The 13,910-nt window shown below is 41.2% G+C and carries 12 protein-coding genes, 1 rRNA gene and 1 other RNA gene; 13 read left to right on the top strand and 1 reads right to left on the bottom strand.

The features are described 5' to 3' along the window. The first annotated feature begins 35 nt into the window (after positions 1 to 35). The 11 genes from gap (at position 36) to ssrA (ending at position 12,038) form a co-directional block, all read left to right on the top strand. A complete protein-coding gene (gap, locus tag M3175_RS17345; protein WP_251521690.1) occupies positions 36 to 1,043 on the top strand; it encodes a type I glyceraldehyde-3-phosphate dehydrogenase in 1,008 nt (335 codons plus the stop codon). 153 nt (positions 1,044 to 1,196) lie between these two features. After that, positions 1,197 to 2,381 carry a phosphoglycerate kinase gene (locus M3175_RS17340; protein WP_251521686.1) on the top strand — a complete coding sequence of 395 codons (1,185 nt, stop codon included), beginning with the start codon at positions 1,197 to 1,199 and terminating at the stop codon, positions 2,379 to 2,381. Positions 2,382 to 2,404: 23 nt separating this feature from the next. After that, positions 2,405 to 3,166 carry a triose-phosphate isomerase gene (gene tpiA / locus M3175_RS17335; RefSeq protein ID WP_160549599.1) on the top strand — a complete coding sequence of 254 codons (762 nt, stop codon included), beginning with the start codon at positions 2,405 to 2,407 and terminating at the stop codon, positions 3,164 to 3,166. Then, positions 3,159 to 4,694 carry a 2,3-bisphosphoglycerate-independent phosphoglycerate mutase gene (gpmI, locus tag M3175_RS17330; RefSeq protein ID WP_251521683.1) on the top strand — a complete coding sequence of 512 codons (1,536 nt, stop codon included), beginning with the start codon at positions 3,159 to 3,161 and terminating at the stop codon, positions 4,692 to 4,694. The genes tpiA and gpmI overlap by 8 nt, the downstream gene beginning before the upstream one ends. A gap of 149 nt (positions 4,695 to 4,843) precedes the next feature. Then, entirely contained in the window at positions 4,844 to 6,139 is a 1,296-nt protein-coding gene (gene eno, locus M3175_RS17325) for a phosphopyruvate hydratase (protein ID WP_119709959.1), read from the top strand. A 162-nt stretch (positions 6,140 to 6,301) separates the two neighbouring features. Further along, positions 6,302 to 7,129 (top strand): MIP/aquaporin family protein, encoded by an 828-nt coding sequence (locus M3175_RS17320; protein ID WP_251521680.1) that lies wholly within the window; start codon positions 6,302 to 6,304, stop codon positions 7,127 to 7,129. Between the two features lie 357 nt (positions 7,130 to 7,486). Beyond that, positions 7,487 to 7,717, top strand: coding sequence for a preprotein translocase subunit SecG (secG, locus tag M3175_RS17315; RefSeq protein ID WP_251521678.1), 231 nt, complete (start codon positions 7,487 to 7,489; stop codon positions 7,715 to 7,717). A gap of 138 nt (positions 7,718 to 7,855) precedes the next feature. Then, positions 7,856 to 8,602 carry an alpha/beta hydrolase gene (locus tag M3175_RS17310; RefSeq protein ID WP_251521674.1) on the top strand — a complete coding sequence of 249 codons (747 nt, stop codon included), beginning with the start codon at positions 7,856 to 7,858 and terminating at the stop codon, positions 8,600 to 8,602. A gap of 19 nt (positions 8,603 to 8,621) precedes the next feature. Further along, positions 8,622 to 10,976: a ribonuclease R gene (gene rnr / locus M3175_RS17305; protein ID WP_251521671.1), complete on the top strand. Its 2,355-nt coding sequence runs from the start codon at positions 8,622 to 8,624 to the stop codon at positions 10,974 to 10,976. A gap of 99 nt (positions 10,977 to 11,075) precedes the next feature. Continuing rightward, complete coding sequence (gene smpB, locus M3175_RS17300; RefSeq protein ID WP_119709954.1) at positions 11,076 to 11,540, top strand: SsrA-binding protein SmpB; 465 nt, start codon at positions 11,076 to 11,078, stop codon at positions 11,538 to 11,540. Between the two features lie 162 nt (positions 11,541 to 11,702). After that, positions 11,703 to 12,038, top strand: a transfer-messenger RNA (tmRNA) gene (gene ssrA / locus M3175_RS17295). A gap of 327 nt (positions 12,039 to 12,365) precedes the next feature. On the opposite strand, the gene M3175_RS17290 is transcribed toward ssrA, so the two are convergent. Continuing rightward, positions 12,366 to 12,683, bottom strand: coding sequence for an LAGLIDADG family homing endonuclease (locus M3175_RS17290; protein ID WP_251521635.1), 318 nt, complete (start codon positions 12,681 to 12,683; stop codon positions 12,366 to 12,368). 236 nt (positions 12,684 to 12,919) lie between these two features. On the opposite strand from M3175_RS17290, the gene M3175_RS17285 reads away from it, so the two are divergent. Beyond that, complete coding sequence (locus M3175_RS17285) at positions 12,920 to 13,303, top strand: cupredoxin domain-containing protein (protein ID WP_251521615.1); 384 nt, start codon at positions 12,920 to 12,922, stop codon at positions 13,301 to 13,303. A 386-nt stretch (positions 13,304 to 13,689) separates the two neighbouring features. Next, positions 13,690 to 13,910 (top strand): 16S ribosomal RNA (locus tag M3175_RS17280); the annotation flags it as partial.

Here is a 13,910-nt window from a genome sequence, read left to right as displayed (position 1 = left end):
AATAATCCTTATTGAATCAAAGGAGGAAACAAATCATGGCAGTAAAATTAGGTATTAACGGATTTGGTAGAATTGGACGTAATGTTTTCCGCGCAGCACTAAAAAACTCTAACGTAGAGGTTGTAGCAGTAAACGATTTAACAGATGCAAACACACTTGCTCACCTTTTAAAATATGACACAGTTCACGGAAAGCTTAACGAAGACGTAACTGTTGACGGTGACTACCTAGTAGTTGGCGGAAAGAAAGTAAAAGTTCTAGCTGAGCGCGACCCAGCACAACTTGGATGGGGAGATCTTGGTGTAGATATCGTTGTAGAATCTACTGGACGTTTCACAAAGCGTTCTGACGCAGCATTACACTTAGAAGCTGGTGCAAAGAAAGTAATCATCTCTGCTCCTGCAACTGATGAAGATATCACAATCGTAATGGGTGTTAACGACGACAAGTACGATGCAGCTAACCACCACGTTATCTCTAACGCATCTTGTACTACAAACTGTTTAGCTCCATTTGCTAAAGTTCTTAACGACAACTTCGGTGTTCGTCGTGGTATGATGACAACAGTTCACTCTTACACAAACGACCAACAAATCTTAGACTTACCACACAAAGATTTACGTCGTGCTCGTGCAGCAGCTGAAAACATCATCCCTACATCTACTGGTGCTGCTAAAGCTGTATCTTTAGTTCTTCCTGAACTTAAAGGTAAGTTAAACGGTGGAGCTATGCGTGTTCCAACTCCTAACGTTTCTTTAGTAGACTTAGTTGTTGAACTTGACAAAGATGTAACAGTTGACGAAATCAATGCAGCTCTTAAAGCAGCATCTGAAGGTGACTTAAAAGGAATTCTTGATTACTCTGAAGAGCCACTAGTTTCTACTGACTACAACGGTAGCCCAGCTTCTTCTACAATCGATGCTCTTTCTACTATGGTTATGGAAGGCAATATGGCGAAAGTTATCTCTTGGTATGACAACGAGTCTGGTTACTCTAACCGCGTAGTTGACCTTGCTGAATACATCGCTTCTAAAGGTCTTTAATCTAAAGGAATAAAATCTTCAATTGCGACAAGAAATGGTTTTTGGGTTTAACTCTTTCCATTTTGAAGCAAAATAGGTGTAAAAAGGGGAGAGGGGAACAAATCCCCCTCCTTTTCTAATGTTCAAGCTTATGCTAAATAGGAGGATTTTCCGATGAACAAGAAAAGCGTAAAAGACATTGATTTAAAAGGTAAAAGAGTATTTTGCCGTGTGGATTTCAACGTACCTATGAAGGATGGACAGATTACTGACGAAACTCGTATTCGTGCAGCTCTTCCAACAATCCAATACCTAACTGAGCAAGGCGCAAAAGTAATCCTTGCTAGCCACCTTGGTCGTCCAAAGGGTGCAGTAGTAGAAGAAATGCGTTTAACTCCTGTGGCTGGTCGTTTATCTGAGCTTCTTGGTAAAGATGTGAAGAAGGCGGACGAAGCTTATGGAGAGAGCGTAAAAGCTTTAGTTTCTGAAATGGCTGAAGGCGATGTTCTTTTATTAGAAAATGTTCGTTTCTATGCTGGAGAAGAAAAGAATGATCCAGAATTAGCAAAAGCATTTGCTGAGTTAGCTGACGTATACGTGAATGATGCATTCGGAGCTGCACACCGTGCTCATGCTTCAACAGAAGGAATCGCTCACCACCTACCAGCTGTATCGGGTCTATTAATGGAAAAAGAACTTGATGTTCTTGGAAAAGCTCTTTCTAATCCGGAAAGACCATTCACTGCAATCATTGGTGGAGCAAAAGTAAAAGACAAGATTGGTGTTATTGACAATCTTTTAGATAAAGTAGACAACTTAATCATCGGTGGTGGCTTAGCTTACACATTCATTAAAGCGCAAGGTCACGAGATTGGTAAGTCACTTTTAGAAGCTGATAAAATCGATTTAGCTCTTTCTTTCATTAAGAAAGCGGAAGAAAAAGGCGTTAAGTTCTATATGCCAGTTGATGCAATCGTTGCTGACGACTTCTCAGATAGTGCAAACAAAAAAGAAGTAGGAATTGATGAAATCCCTGCTGATTGGGAAGCGCTTGATATCGGACCAAAAACAGCTGAACTTTACAGCAATGTAATTAAAGAGTCTAAGCTTGTTATTTGGAACGGACCAATGGGTGTTTTCGAATTAGAATCATTTGCAAACGGAACGAAGGCAGTAGCAGAAGCATTAGCATCATCAGAAGGTACATATTCTGTTATCGGTGGTGGAGATTCAGCTGCAGCTGTTGAAAAATTCAACCTTGCTGACAAGATGAGCCATATTTCTACTGGTGGCGGAGCTTCTCTTGAGTTCATGGAAGGAAAAGTTCTTCCTGGAGTCGTTGCGTTAAACGATAAGTAATATTTTTAGAGAGGATGAATACCATGCGTAAACCTATTATTGCAGGTAACTGGAAAATGCATAAAACTCTTTCAGAAGCAACGAGCTTTTTGAATGAAGTAAAGTCAATCGTTCCTTCTTCTGAAAAAGTGGATTCTGTCATTTGTGCTCCAGCTTTATTTTTAGAGCGTTTAGTTGATGGAGCGAAAGGAACAGAAGTGAAAATCGGTGCTCAAAACATGCACTTTGAAGAAAGCGGAGCATTCACAGGTGAAGTTTCTGCACCAGCTCTTGCTGACCTCGGTGTTCAATATGTAATCATTGGTCACTCTGAGCGTCGTGAAATGTTCAATGAAACAGACGAGTCTGTAAATAAGAAAACTCTTGCTGCATTCAAGCATGGTATCACACCAATCGTTTGCTGTGGGGAAACGTTAGAGCAACGTGAAGCTGGTGAAACAAATGCACTTGTGGGCGATCAAGTGAAAAAAGCACTTGTTGGCTTAACAGATGAGCAAGTAAAGCAAACAGTTATTGCTTATGAGCCAATCTGGGCAATTGGAACAGGTAAATCTTCCACTGCTGAAGATGCAAACGAAGTATGTGCACATATTCGCCAAGTAGTTGCTGATAACTACTCTAACGAAGTTGCAGCAGCTGTTCGCATTCAATACGGCGGAAGTGTAAAACCAGGTAACATCGCTGAGTACATGGCACAGCCAGATATCGACGGCGCTTTAGTTGGTGGAGCAAGCTTAGAAGCGGATTCGTTTGTACAATTATTGGAGGCAGGTAAGAATGAGTAAGTCTCCTGTTGCGTTAATCATCCTTGACGGCTTCGCACTTCGTGGCGAGCGTATGGGAAATGCAGTTGCACAATCGAACAAACCAAATTTTGATCGATTTTGGAACAGCTATCCACACGCACAGCTAATTGCTTCTGGGGAAGCGGTAGGGTTACCTGAGGGTCAAATGGGTAATTCTGAAGTGGGCCACTTAAACATCGGTGCAGGACGTATTGTGTACCAAAGCTTAACACGTGTAAACGTATCGATTCGTGAAGGTGAATTCGAGCGTAATGAAACATTTTTAAATGCAATCAACCACGTGAAAAAGAACGGAACAAATCTACACTTATTTGGATTATTATCCGATGGTGGAGTTCACAGTCATATTCAGCACTTATTTGCGCTACTTAAGCTAGCTGCTGAGGAAGGTGTGAAGAACGTATACGTTCACGCATTCTTAGACGGCCGCGACGTAGCACCTCAGTCTGCTGGTGACTTTATCAAGCAAACAGAAGAGAAGATGAAAGAATACGGTGTAGGTCAGTTTGCAACGATCTCTGGTCGTTACTACTCAATGGACCGTGACAAGCGTTGGGAGCGTGTAGAAAAGTCTTACCGTGCAATGGTGTACGGAGAAGGTCCTGCCTACTCAAGCGCTATGGATGTGGTAGAAGACTCTTACAACAACGGAATTTTCGACGAATTCGTTCTTCCTTCTGTTTTGAAAAAGGAAAACGGTGAGCCGGTTGCAACGATTTCTGATAACGACGCAGTTATTTTCTATAACTTCCGTCCAGACCGTGCCATCCAAATTTCTAACACGTTCACAAATAAAGATTTCCGTTCGTTCGACCGCGGCGATAAGCATCCACAACACTTAAACTTTGTGTGTTTAACACATTTTAGTGAAACGGTTGATGGATATGTGGCTTTCGAACCTACAAACCTTGATAACACACTCGGTGAAGTGTTATCTCAAAACAATCTGTCTCAGCTTCGTATCGCTGAAACAGAGAAATACCCACACGTTACGTTCTTCATGAGCGGTGGACGTGAGGCGGAGTTCCCTGGTGAAAAGCGTATCTTGATCAACTCACCAAAGGTGGCAACATACGATTTACAACCAGAAATGAGTGCGTACGAAGTAACAGACGCATTAGTAAAAGAAATCGAGGAAGATAACTTCGATGCGATTATCTTGAACTATGCGAACCCTGATATGGTTGGACACTCTGGAATGTTAGAACCAACAATTAAAGCGATTGAAACGGTGGATGAGTGCCTAGGCCGTGTCGTTGATCTCATCATTAAAAAAGGTGGAACTGCGATAATCACGGCGGATCATGGGAATGCTGATGAAGTAGTCACTTTAGAAGGTAACCCTATGACTGCTCACACCACTAACCCTGTTCCTGTTATCGTTACAAAGGAAGGCGTAGAGCTTCGTGAAGACGGAATCCTTGGCGACCTTGCACCAACGATGCTTGAACTATTAAACGTAGCACAACCAGCTGAAATGACTGGAAAAACATTATTAAAGAAGTAAAACGTTCGCATGTAGAAGCCGGACCTGCTAGCACATGGTGGAAGCAAGCGTTACTGACCATTTTTCAATAGTAAAAAAGGCAGTTTACGCCTTTGGCGAAACTGACCATAAAAAAATTATAAAATTAACTTTTAAGGAGAGATTTTATCATGCCATATATTCAACATGTATACGCTCGTGAAGTATTAGATTCTCGTGGAAACCCAACTGTAGAAGTAGAAGTAATTACTGAGTCTGGTTCATTCGGACGCGCTATCGTTCCATCTGGTGCATCAACTGGTGAGCACGAAGCAGTAGAACTACGTGATGGCGACAAGTCACGCTACCTTGGAAAAGGTGTTCAAAAAGCCGTAGATAACGTAAACAACATCATCGCTGAAGAAATCATCGGTATGGACGTAACTGACCAAGTTGGAATCGACCGTACGATGATCCAATTAGACGGAACGGACAACAAAGGCAAGCTAGGTGCTAACGCAATCCTAGGTGTTTCTATGGCTGTTGCTCACGCTGCTGCTGAATTTGTAGGTCTTCCATTATACCGTTACCTTGGCGGATTCAACGCGAAGCAACTTCCAACTCCAATGATGAACATCATCAACGGTGGATCACATGCTGACAACAACGTTGACTTCCAAGAGTTCATGATCTTACCAGTAGGAGCTCCTACTTTCAAAGAAGCAATCCGTATGGGTGCTGAAATTTTCCATTCTTTAAAGAAAGTTCTTTCTGACAAAGGTCTTAACACAGCTGTAGGTGACGAAGGTGGATTCGCTCCTAACCTTGGTTCTAACCGTGAAGCTCTACAAGTAATCATGGAAGCAATCAAAAACGCTGGTTACGAGCCTGGAAAAGACATTTTCTTAGGTATGGACGTTGCGTCTTCTGAGTTCTTTAACAAAGAAACAAAGCAATATGACCTAGCTGGAGAAGGACGTACTGGTTTATCTTCTGAAGCAATGGTTAACTTCTACGAAGAATTAGTAAACGAATTCCCAATCATCTCAATCGAAGATGGTTTAGACGAAAACGACTGGGAAGGCCACAAGCTATTAACTGAGCGCATCGGTGACCGCGTTCAATTAGTTGGTGACGACCTATTCGTTACAAACACAAAGAAGCTTGCTGAAGGTATTGAAAAAGGAATTGCTAACTCAATTCTTATCAAAGTGAACCAAATCGGTACACTTACTGAAACTTTCGAAGCAATCGAAATGGCGAAGCGTGCTGGTTACACAGCAGTTGTTTCTCACCGTTCTGGTGAAACTGAAGATGCTACAATCGCTGACATCGCAGTTGCAACAAACGCTGGTCAAATCAAAACAGGTTCTATGAGCCGTACAGACCGTATTGCTAAGTACAACCAACTTCTTCGCATCGAAGACGAGCTTGGCGAACTAGCTGTATACGATGGAATGAAATCACTTTATAACTTGAAGAAGTAATTCGATTTAGGGGGCGGCCTTGTGCCGCTCCTTTTTTTGTTTTTGGAGCCGAATATTTTTTCCGTTATTATAAGGAAAAAGAACATCTGTAGACCCAATTGTTAATGTAGTAAATTAAAACTATCAAGCTCATGGTTTTATTTACTAGAAGAGGTGTTAGAAATGACTGCTTTTATTGGGGAAATAGTAGGTACGGCTATTTTAATTTTTATAGGATGCAGTGTGTGCGCGGGTGCTTCACTGAAAAAAACATATAGTTATAATCCGGGGTTGTTTTCCATTCAATTTGCTTGGGGATTTGCTGTAGCGTTAGCGATTTTTACGGTTGGAAAATATAGTGGAGCTCACTTAAATCCTGCTGTTACCTTAGCTTTTGCTTTTACAGGAGCATTTTCCTGGGCTCTTGTGCCGGCTTATATAGTTGCTCAGTTTATCGGAGCGATGATTGGCGCGATAGCGGTGTTTTTGCATTATTTGCCTCATTGGCAAGAAACGGAAGACCCGAATGTAAAGCTTAGTGTATTTGTTACGGGACCAGCTATTCCACATTCGTTTGCCAATGTATTAAGCGAGATTTTTGCCACCTTCGTTTTAGTTCTTGGCTTGTTCTCACTAGGAGCTACCGAATTTACGAAGGGCCTTCAACCGATCATGGTGGGCTTTTTGATTATTACATTAGGTTTGGCTTTTGGTGGAACAACTGGATCCGCCATGAATCCAGCCCGTGATCTAGGGCCAAGAATTGTCCATTTTCTGTTGCCGATTCCGGGAAAAGGGACATCGAATTGGAAATATGCTTGGGTTCCAGTCATAGGACCGCTTCTAGGAGGGTGCTGTGGAGGATTTTTTTATCAAGCCGTTTTTCTTGGCAAAATGATTCCTCAGTTTTTCTTTACGATTGGACTTATTGTTATTGTGCTGGTATTTGCTCATATTTCTGGTTTGAAAACTCAAAAAAAATTATTATTAGAAATGAATGCTCAAATATAGAGGAGGCCGCAGCCTGAAGAGGGTTGCGGTTTTTTAATGAGGTGCTTGGATTTCGTTGATAATCAGTAAAATATCTGATATATGCAAAAAGTCAATGATATAGTAGGAAAAGTCGCCGATATATCTTCTATACTTCCTATTAGGTAATAAATTCTGCCTTTGTTTGAGCCGTAAAAGCCTATTACTAATTTGGATAATAGTCTTTTAGTTACATCAGACGACTCCTTCAAAAATTTCTCCTCTACCAATTCTGTTACCATCCTCTCATTTCCTCCAAAAAGGAAAACTATTGTTTATACACTCGTGTTATGGTACATTTAAACTACTGCAATGTGCGTTTTAGGAGGTGGACTTTTTATGGAAACATTAGTTACTGTATTACTTGTGGTCGTTTCGATCGCTTTGATTGTGGTTGTGCTTCTTCAGTCTGGAAAAAGTACAGGTCTTTCTGGTGCTATCTCGGGTGGAGCGGAACAGTTATTCGGGAAGCAAAAGGCACGTGGACTTGACCTATACCTCCACCGTGCGACAATCGTTCTATCGGTATTCTTCTTTATCTTAACGATTTTACTAGCGTACGTTTTTTAAGAGTCTACAAACCTGGCCACTTTCGGGGTCAGGTTTTTTTGTGGTGTTGTGACAAGTTCAAACATATCATTGGAATGTAGTTGCAAACTATGATTACAATAACTAAATAGATATGAACAGTTTAAAGGAGTTTTACATATGAAAATTGCTATGCCAAAGCCATTTACATTTGAAGGGGGACCACGAGCGGTTCTTCTCCTGCATGGATTTACAGGAAACAGTGCAGATGTGCGAATGCTAGGGCGTTTTTTAGAAAAAAGAGGCTACACCTGTCATGCACCGCACTACAAAGGACATGGAGTTCCACCGGAAGAGCTTGTCCATACGGGACCTGAAGACTGGTGGCAGGACGTGACAGAGGCGTATGAGTATCTGAAAAATAAGGGACACAAGGAAATAGCTGTGGCTGGGCTTTCTCTAGGTGGCGTATTTTCACTGAAATTAGGTTACACTGTACCTATTAAGGGAATTGTTCCAATGTGTGCCCCGATGTACATAAAAAGTGAAGAAGTCATGTATGAGGGAATTCTTGATTACGCTCGTGAATTCAAAAAACGTGAAGGAAAATCAGCTGAACAAGTCGAAGCAGAGATGGATGACTTTAAAAAGACGCCAATGAACACGTTGAAGGCACTGCAAAACCTAATTGCTGATGTTCGTGATCATGTTGATCATATTTACGCTCCAACCTTTGTCGTTCAAGCACGCCATGATCATATGATCAATACAGACAGTGCCAATATTATTTACAACGGAATTGAATCTGATGAAAAGTCTATTAAATGGTACGAAGAATCTGGACACGTCATCACTTTAGACAAAGAGAAGGAACAGTTACACGAAGACATTTTTCAGTTTTTAGAAAGTTTAAATTGGGAAGAATAAATGAAAAGGAGGGTTTACTATGGACGAAAGTATTAAACAACACGTCGATAAACTTCTTCATTATATGAAGGATGAAGCCTACAAGCCTCTAACCGTACAGGAGCTGGAAGAAGCATTTGGGATCCAGGACTCTGGTGATTTTAAAGATTTTGTTAAAGCACTTGTACATATGGAAGAAAAGGGACTTGTCGTCCGAACAAGAAGCAATCGTTACGGCTTGCCTGACAAGATGAACCTGATAAGAGGAAAATTAACCGGTCACTCGAAGGGATTTGCATTCGTTATTCCTGAAGAACCAGGAATGGATGATATTTTTATCCCGCCAAATGAAACAAATAATGCGATGCACGGTGATATAGTCTTAGCGCGTGTAAACTCAGAAACATCTGGCCAGAGACGAGAAGGAACGATCGTAAGAATTCTTGAACGTGGGATTCAGCAAGTGGTTGGAACCTATACAGAAAGCAAGCATTTTGGCTTTGTTATTCCAGATGATAAAAAGTTTACAAGTGATATTTTTATTCCTAAAGCTGCTGCAAAAGGGGCTGTGGAAGGGCATAAGGTTGTTGTGCATCTAACGATGTATCCAGAAGGAAGAAAAAGTGCAGAAGGGGAAGTTATTGAAATTCTGGGACATAAAAATGATCCAGGGGTTGATATTCTTTCTGTCATTCATAAGCATGGACTTCCAGGGCCATTTCCGGAAGAAGCCATCAAGCAAGCAAATGAGACACCAGATGATATAGATGAAAAAGATCTCGTAGGTCGACGCGATCTTCGTGACCAAGATATTGTTACCATTGACGGTGCTGATGCAAAAGACCTGGATGATGCTGTAACAGTTACAAAGCTTCCTAATGGAAATTACAAGCTGGGTGTACATATCGCTGACGTATCACATTATGTAACTGAGGAGTCTCCCATTGATCGTGAAGCAGCAGATAGAGGGACGAGTGTATACTTAGTGGACCGAGTCATTCCGATGATCCCACATCGTCTGTCCAACGGGATTTGCTCGTTGAACCCGCAGGTTAACCGTCTGACGCTTTCTTGTGAAATGGAGATTACATCGACAGGGGAAGTCGTTAATCACGAAATTTTCCAAAGTGTGATCAAAACAAAAGAACGTATGACCTATAGTGACGTGAATAAAATCTTAACCGACAAAGACGAGGAGCTCTTGAAGCGTTATGAGCCACTCATCCCAATGTTTGAGATGATGGAAGAGCTGGCAGCTATCCTTCGTAATAAGAGGATGACCAGAGGAGCCATTGACTTTGACTTTAAAGAAGCAAAGGTTCTTGTTGAAGAGGATGGCAAACCAACTGATGTGGTCCTTCGTGAGCGTTCCGTTGCTGAAAGGTTAATAGAAGAATTCATGCTTGCAGCAAACGAAACAATTGCTGAGCATTTCCATTGGCTAGACGTGCCGTTTATCTATCGTATCCACGAAGATCCAAAGGAAGATAAGCTACGTAAGTTTTTCGAGTTTATCACGAATTTCGGCTATATCGTAAAAGGAACAGCGAATTCGGTTCACCCTCGTGCGCTTCAAGAAATCATTGAAGAAGTACAAGGGAAGCCGGAAGAGATGGTTGTTTCAACCGTCATGCTTCGCTCGATGCAACAGGCGAAGTACGATCCAGAAAGTCTTGGTCACTTTGGACTATCAACGGAGTTCTATACGCACTTTACGTCACCAATCCGTCGTTATCCAGACTTAATCGTTCACCGTCTCATTCGGACGTATCTCATAGAGGGCAAGCTGGATCAAGCAACGCGTGAAAAATGGGATGCACGCTTACCAGACATTGCAGAGCATACGTCTAAGATGGAACGTCGTGCGGTTGATGCCGAACGTGAGACGGATGAGTTGAAAAAAGCGGAATATATGATGGATAAAATCGGTGAGGAATATGATGGCATGATTAGTTCGGTGACAAACTTTGGAATGTTTGTTGAGCTGCCGAATACGATTGAAGGTTTGGTTCATGTTAGCTATATGACGGATGATTATTATCGCTTTGATGAGCGTCACTATGCGATGATCGGTGAACGTACCGGGAAAGTCTACCGAATTGGAGACGAAATTACTGTACGTGTCGTAAAGGTTGATAAAGACGAGCGTTCCATTGACTTTGAAGTCGTTGGTATGAAGGGGGCTCGTCCAGTTGATCGAGATCGTACGCCGAGGGTATTTAAAACAGGCAGTACCGAGAAAAAGCCTCGCAGAAAAGCAGGTGCTGGGGATTCAAGAGGCGGATCTGGTGGCTCGAAGCCGCGTGGTGGATCAGGTTCTGGCCCTGGTTCTGCCCGTAAGAAAAAGAAGCATTTTGAAAATGCACCAAAAGCAAAGCGTAAGAAAAAAAGGTAAACATACAGAGAGAGCCATTCAGCATGGCTCTCTTCTTCCCTCTATTGGGGAATTTTGCTACAATAGAGAAACAGACGAGCACGAAAGGAGGAGAATATCGTGCCAAAAGGAATGGGGAAGGTCGTTGCCCAAAACAAAAAGGCAAATCACGACTACTTTATTGAAGAAACATATGAGGCAGGAATGGTTCTCCAAGGAACAGAAATTAAGTCGATTCGTAATGGTCGTATAAACTTAAAAGATTCGTATGCAAGAATTCAAAACGGAGAAATCTATCTATTAAATGCCCATATTAGCCCATATGAGCAAGGAAATCGCTATAACCACGACCCTCTTCGCCAACGCAAGTTATTGCTTCATAAAAGAGAAATTGATAAACTATTAGGCGAAACAAAGGAAGCGGGTTACGCGCTAGTTCCTTTGAAGGTATACTTGAAAAATGGTTATGCAAAGATTTTAATAGGTCTTGGAAAAGGGAAGAAGAACTACGATAAGCGTGAAGACCTGAAGAAGAAGGAAGCAAAGCGTGATATCGAACGTGCTTTCCGAGAAAGACAAAAGTAAGTTACTTACAAAAACTTACAATTGAAATCATGAAGAAGTATGCTATAATAACTTATGTCGGGTAACTGACAAACATAATCTTAGCTCTGAAGCTTACCTTCAGACTTTCCTAACGTACGCTAGCGTGAAATACCAATAGCGCACCTTTCAATGAGGGGACGTTACGGATTCGACAGGGGTAGTTCGAGCTTAGGTTGCGAGTCGAGGGGATCGGCCTCGTTAAAACGTCAAAGCCTATAACTGGCAAAACAAACAACAACTTAGCTTTCGCTGCTTAATAGCGCGTAGCTGTTCCTCCCTCCATCGTCCATGTGGTAGGGTAAGGGACTCACTTTAAGTGGACTACGCCGGATCCCACCGTCTGAGGGTGAAGGAAGAGAACAACCAGACTAGCTGACCGGGCGCCTGTCGATAGGCAGATGGCTCAGCGAAATACGAATATGTCGACTACACTCGTAGACGCTTAAGTGGCGATATCTTTGGACGTGGGTTCGATTAGTTCATAGTCGCCTTGTGTGGTAACATACAAGTGAAAATTCGGCTTTATCGGTGAAACCTAAGTCGCACTTGTGGCGATAAGGCAATGCCGAGCGGTATGTGAAGCAATTCAACAGCCGTGTATCGACTTATAGGCTACCAACATGGTAGTACTAGGATGCAGCATCCTGCTTGTGAAGCAAGCAAAACTACGATCTGCATAATACGCCGAAGAACCTGTAACTAACAGGTTCAAGATATAGTCAGTGCCATCTCGAAAGAATGGAATAGCACGTCCCACCGTCTCCACCAAATACATATTTGGTGGTTTTTATTTTGTCTAAAAAGCTATAATCGAAAAAATTCCTCTTCAAATTGAAGTTTTTGTTTTAATAATGTAGGATGTATTTTTTCTAATACATTAAACACCTTTTCTTTTTTCTTAATAGTTAATGTGTAGGAGTCTTTATGTCTTGCAGGATTATAATTTTTTTTATTGTTTATTACTCCATCTGTTAAGCTTTTTATGTAAATTAATAATTCTTTATCAGTTGAGGAAATTGATATACAAGGTCTCCTAAATTCTCCTTTATGCATTCTTGTTAAAGTTATAGAACCTTCACCATCAATAATTCCAGCTATGTACGAAGCTTCCCACTCCTTCAATTAGTTTCCCTCCCCACCTAGAACAAATGTTCTTGTATTATTATTTTATAGTATTGTTAGATGTTTGACTTAACGAAATAAGGACAATTTATTACAGAAATAAGTGCAGTGTGAAGTTGATTTCATAGGTTAATCTATAATCTTTGTAAAAAGCTTTATTAAAAGGACGTTCGAAACAAATTTAAAGTGATAATATTTTATGAATTTGAAGAAAATAGTTCTTAGGAAAGGAGGGATTGTCTGTGAAAAAGCAGTTAACCTTATTAGTCGTTTTGCTTTCGATGATTCTGGTTATGACAACACCATTCGGTGTGTTTGCCAAAGTCGGTGATGTGACGCAACCTATGGAGATGGAGAAAGCGATTGAGGTCGAGTTAAACGATGATTACTTTAATCCGAAAGCCATTACTATTCCCAATGGAAAAACGACAACGTTGATATTGAAAAACAAAGGTAAGAAAGAGCATACCTTTACAGTGGAAAAGCTCGGAATTGACGCAGAAGTTCAGCCGGGAAAAGAAAAAACAATTACTGTAAATCCAAAAAACACCGGTACATACGAACTAATATGTAGGTACCATGTCAAGGAAGGTATGGTTGGAAAAGTTATAGTTAATTAACTAGCAAGGCCATTCGTGCCTTGCTTTTATATTTGATAACTCTCGCGGTTTATTATTTTAGTTGTACAAATATATTATAAACCTCTTGTTTTTTATAAAAGAATTATGTAATATGTAATCCTTGGCTTCAGATGTTGAAGCCTATTGAAAAAATAATTTTAAAACAGAAGTTGACTTCTGCGAATCAAGATGATATAGTAATACATGTAGCCGACAACAACGACTTGAAAATAACGATTAAAAAAGTTTTTTCGCAGAAGTTGACAACGGTGAAATGATATAGTATGATAATCAAGTGCTTAATTGAACCTTGAAAACTGAACAAGAGAACAACAAACGTCAACGTTTTATTCTAAGTTTTAACTTTTAAGAGCTAATCTTACTCTTTATTGGAGAGTTTGATCCTGGCTCAGGACGAACGCTGGCGGCGTGCCTAATACATGCAAGTCGAGCGGATCTTTGGGAGCTTGCTCCCAAAGATTAGCGGCGGACGGGTGAGTAACACGTGGGCAACCTGCCTATGAGACTGGGATAACTCCGGGAAACCGGGGCTAATACCGGATAATTCTTTTCTACACATGTAGAAAAGCTGAAAGATGGTTTCGGC

The sequence above is a fragment of the Robertmurraya korlensis genome (assembly GCF_023715225.1).
Lineage (GTDB): Bacteria > Bacillota > Bacilli > Bacillales > Cytobacillaceae > Robertmurraya_A.
The sequence above is the reverse complement of the archived record's forward strand: the minus strand, read 5'-3'. Positions and strand labels throughout refer to the sequence as shown.

Bases quoted from the DNA above. Each gene is read 5' to 3' on its own strand.
- M3175_RS17340 (WP_251521686.1), top strand. From the start codon at position 1,197: ATGAACAAGAAAAGCGTAAAAGACATTGATTTAAAAGGTAAAAGAGTA.
- tpiA (WP_160549599.1), top strand. From the start codon at position 2,405: ATGCGTAAACCTATTATTGCAGGTAACTGGAAAATGCATAAAACTCTT.
- secG (WP_251521678.1), top strand. From the start codon at position 7,487: ATGGAAACATTAGTTACTGTATTACTTGTGGTCGTTTCGATCGCTTTG.
- eno (WP_119709959.1), top strand. From the start codon at position 4,844: ATGCCATATATTCAACATGTATACGCTCGTGAAGTATTAGATTCTCGT.
- rnr (WP_251521671.1), top strand. From the start codon at position 8,622: ATGGACGAAAGTATTAAACAACACGTCGATAAACTTCTTCATTATATG.
- M3175_RS17320 (WP_251521680.1), top strand. From the start codon at position 6,302: ATGACTGCTTTTATTGGGGAAATAGTAGGTACGGCTATTTTAATTTTT.
- M3175_RS17310 (WP_251521674.1), top strand. From the start codon at position 7,856: ATGAAAATTGCTATGCCAAAGCCATTTACATTTGAAGGGGGACCACGA.
- gpmI (WP_251521683.1), top strand. From the start codon at position 3,159: ATGAGTAAGTCTCCTGTTGCGTTAATCATCCTTGACGGCTTCGCACTT.
- gap (WP_251521690.1), top strand. From the start codon at position 36: ATGGCAGTAAAATTAGGTATTAACGGATTTGGTAGAATTGGACGTAAT.